Here is a 2,828-nt window from a genome sequence, read left to right on the forward strand (position 1 = left end):
ACATGACTGTCGTCGTCGTGACGTCGGGTTCAGTGTAAGCGTCGTTCTCAGGCCACGTCCCTGAGCGCCGGGGCAACGGGATAGGCCCATGGCAGCAGATCGTCGATTTGGCTGTTCGGGTGACCGTTGACGATCTTTGTGATGACGTCGGCGAGGTAGGCGTGCGGCTCGATGCCCGTGAGTTTGCAGGTCTCGATCAGCGAGGCGATGATCGCCCAATGCTCGCCGCCGCCGTCGGAGCCAGCGAAGAGAGCGTTTTTACGGTTCAGGGCGATCGGCCGGATCGCGCGTTCGACGGTGTTGGAGTCGATCTCGATGCGGCCGTCATCGATGAAGCGGGTCAGACCCTCCCAACGCGAGAGCGCATAGCGGATCGCTTCAGCGAGTTTTGTCTTCTGACTGATCAGAGCGAGTTTGGCGCGCAGCCAGGGCTCGAGTTCATCGATAATCGGCCGGCTCCGCCGCAGCCTGGCCTCACGCCTTTCCTCGGCGCCGCTGCCACGGATATCGCTCTCGATGGCATAGAGCCCGGCGATGCGTTCGAGCGCCTCGCTGGCGATCGGCGCCGGACCGGCCGCGGCGAGTTCGTAGAAGCGTCGGCGGACATGGGCCCAGCAGAATGCCAGTCGCACGTCACCGCGCTCGGCGAGTATGCGATAGCCGGCGTAGCCATCGACCTGAAGGGTGCCCGCGAAGCCTGCGAGATGAGCGATCGGCCGCTCCGCCTTGCGATCGGGGGCGTAGACATAGGCCACGCCGGGCGGGTCGGCGCCACCCCAGGGGCGATCGTCGCGCGCGTAGGCCCACAGTTGGCCGGTCTTGGTCTTCCCACGTCCGGGATCGAGCACCGGCGCCGTCGTCTCGTCGGCGAATAGCTTCGCCGAGCCCTTGAGCCTGGCGAGCAGACGCTCATGCACCGGTCGCAGCAGGAAGGCGGCGCGGCCGACCCAGTCAGCCAAGGTCGAACGATTGAGCGTGATGCCTTGCCGCGCATAGATCTGAGCCTGCCGATACAGCGGCAGATGATCGGCGTATTTGGAGACGAGAACCTGCGCCACCGTCGCCTCAGTCGGCAACCCGCCCTCGATCAGCCGCGCCGGCGCAGCCGCCTGCACCACCCCGTTCTCGCAGGCTCGGCAGGCATATTTGGGTCGACGCACAACAAGCACGCGGAACTGAGCCGGGACGATGTCGAGCCGTTCACTGATATCCTCGCCAATCCGATGCAGCGCGCCCTGGCAGCATGGGCAGGCATAATCGTCGATGTCGACCACCATCTCGATGCGCGGCAGGTACGCCGGCAGCGATCCACGGTTGGTGCGGCGCGTGGCGGCGTGGCTTGCCCGCTCGGCTGGCGCCGCCGCTTCGTTCTCGGCCTCAGTGCTCGCCGCCGTCTGTTCGACCTCTTCGAGGCCGAGCAGCAATTGATCTTCCGGCAGCGTCTCGGCCCGGCGACCGAAGCGGTGACGCTGCAACTCCTTGATGATTTGCTCCAACCGTTCGGTGCGCGCACGTTCCGCCAGTAGCATCGCCTTGAGCGTGCCGGGATCATCGGGAAGCGTGTCCGTCGCCGTCATGGTGCGATTACATCATGTACCGCTGCGCCTTGCGATCATTTCGGTCGGACTGATTCACTCTGTCGCAGATCAGCCTGGCTGCACCGGCGCCGGGGTCTCGCGCGCGGCGTGAACCCGTCGCCAATCGAGCCCTTCCAGCAATGCCGAGAACTCCGCAGCCGACAGCCTCATCACCCCGTCCTGCACGTTCGGCCAGCGGAACTGGCCATCCTCGAGCCGTTTGGCGAACAGGCACACTCCCGTGCCGTCCCAATAGATCAGCTTCACGCGGTCGGCCCGTTTCGCCCGGAACACATAGACGGCGCCCGAGAACGGATCGGACTTCATCGTCTCGCGCACCAGTGCCGCAAGTCCCTCGGCGCCCTTGCGGAAGTCCACCGGCTTGGTCGCCATCATCACCCGGACCGTGCCGGTCGGACCGATCACGTGCCGGCCTTCAGCGCCCGGATCACCACCGCGATCGTCTTGGCGTCAGCGCCACGGCCGATCCGAACGCAGACGCCTTCGATCTCCACCTCGATGATTCCTGAGGCCCGATCCACCGGGCGTGTCCGCTGGCGCTGCCGCCGGCGAACCGCGCCTTCCGGCAATGCCGATTCCACGACCGCAGGCACGAACTGCGCCGCCATGGTGGCGGCGTCCGCCCCGGCAGGCTGCCGCGCCTGGCGGCGCCATGTGAACAATTGCTGCGGCGCAAGCCCATGCCGGCGCGCAACTTCCGAAACCACCGCACCCGGAACAAGCGTCTCTTCAATCATCCGGGCCTTGTCGTCTGCCGAGAACCACCGGCGACGGCCCGTTCCCGTGATAACCTCAAGCCGGCGCGCCGTCGTTGCCTCCGGCTTAAGCGTATGGTCAAGCGTAGACACAACACGATCTCTCCGATTCAGAGATCGTCACACTCGCCGATCGTAAACGTCAGGAAAAGGTGCGGTCAAAACACCGCTTACAGTCTAACGTTATCACCCTTCGATTATGTAAACGATTTCATAAGTCCTCGGGCGAAGAATGAGGTACTTCCCCCGCACCAAAATAAAACTATAGCCGCGCCATTCTGGGTAGATTTCGATAATGCGGCTGGGCAGGGGATAGTAGCGCACTGTGCTCGGAACCACCGTTCCAATCGAGATGTTAAAGTTAACGTTCGTGACTTCTTCCACCTTCTCCGACTTAATTGCGGATGCGATCTGGCTTTGCTTTTCAGCCGGGGGCGCGGCAACCGAGCCTTTCGTGTCAGCAGCTGATGATTTA

4 protein-coding genes are annotated in these 2,828 nt (G+C 63.9%); all 4 read right to left on the reverse strand.

From position 1 onward, the window contains the following. Positions 1–47: 47 nt before the first annotated feature. Positions 48–1,577 (reverse strand): IS66 family transposase, encoded by a 1,530-nt coding sequence (locus QZ213_RS26850; protein WP_291689077.1) that lies wholly within the window; start codon positions 1,575–1,577, stop codon positions 48–50. Positions 1,578–1,646: 69 nt separating this feature from the next. Next, positions 1,647–2,003, reverse strand: a complete 357-nt coding sequence (gene tnpB / locus QZ213_RS26855) for an IS66 family insertion sequence element accessory protein TnpB (protein ID WP_247457803.1) — start codon at positions 2,001–2,003, stop codon at positions 1,647–1,649. Then, positions 2,000–2,335, reverse strand: a complete 336-nt coding sequence (locus tag QZ213_RS26860; RefSeq protein ID WP_291689078.1) for a transposase — start codon at positions 2,333–2,335, stop codon at positions 2,000–2,002. The genes tnpB and QZ213_RS26860 overlap by 4 nt, the downstream gene beginning before the upstream one ends. Positions 2,336–2,539: 204 nt before the next feature. Beyond that, the coding region (locus QZ213_RS26865; RefSeq protein WP_291689079.1) for a DUF1236 domain-containing protein at positions 2,540–2,828 on the reverse strand (289 nt) is incomplete at its 5' end.

The sequence above is a fragment of the Bradyrhizobium sp. genome, assembly GCF_017881085.1.
Taxonomy (GTDB): domain Bacteria; phylum Pseudomonadota; class Alphaproteobacteria; order Rhizobiales; family Xanthobacteraceae; genus Bradyrhizobium.

What these genes read in the sequence shown, in the direction of transcription:
- QZ213_RS26850 (WP_291689077.1), bottom strand. Translation starts at nt 1,577, where the DNA reads ATGACGGCGACGGACACGCTTCCCGATGATCCCGGCACGCTCAAGGCG.
- QZ213_RS26860 (WP_291689078.1), bottom strand. Translation starts at nt 2,335, where the DNA reads ATGATTGAAGAGACGCTTGTTCCGGGTGCGGTGGTTTCGGAAGTTGCG.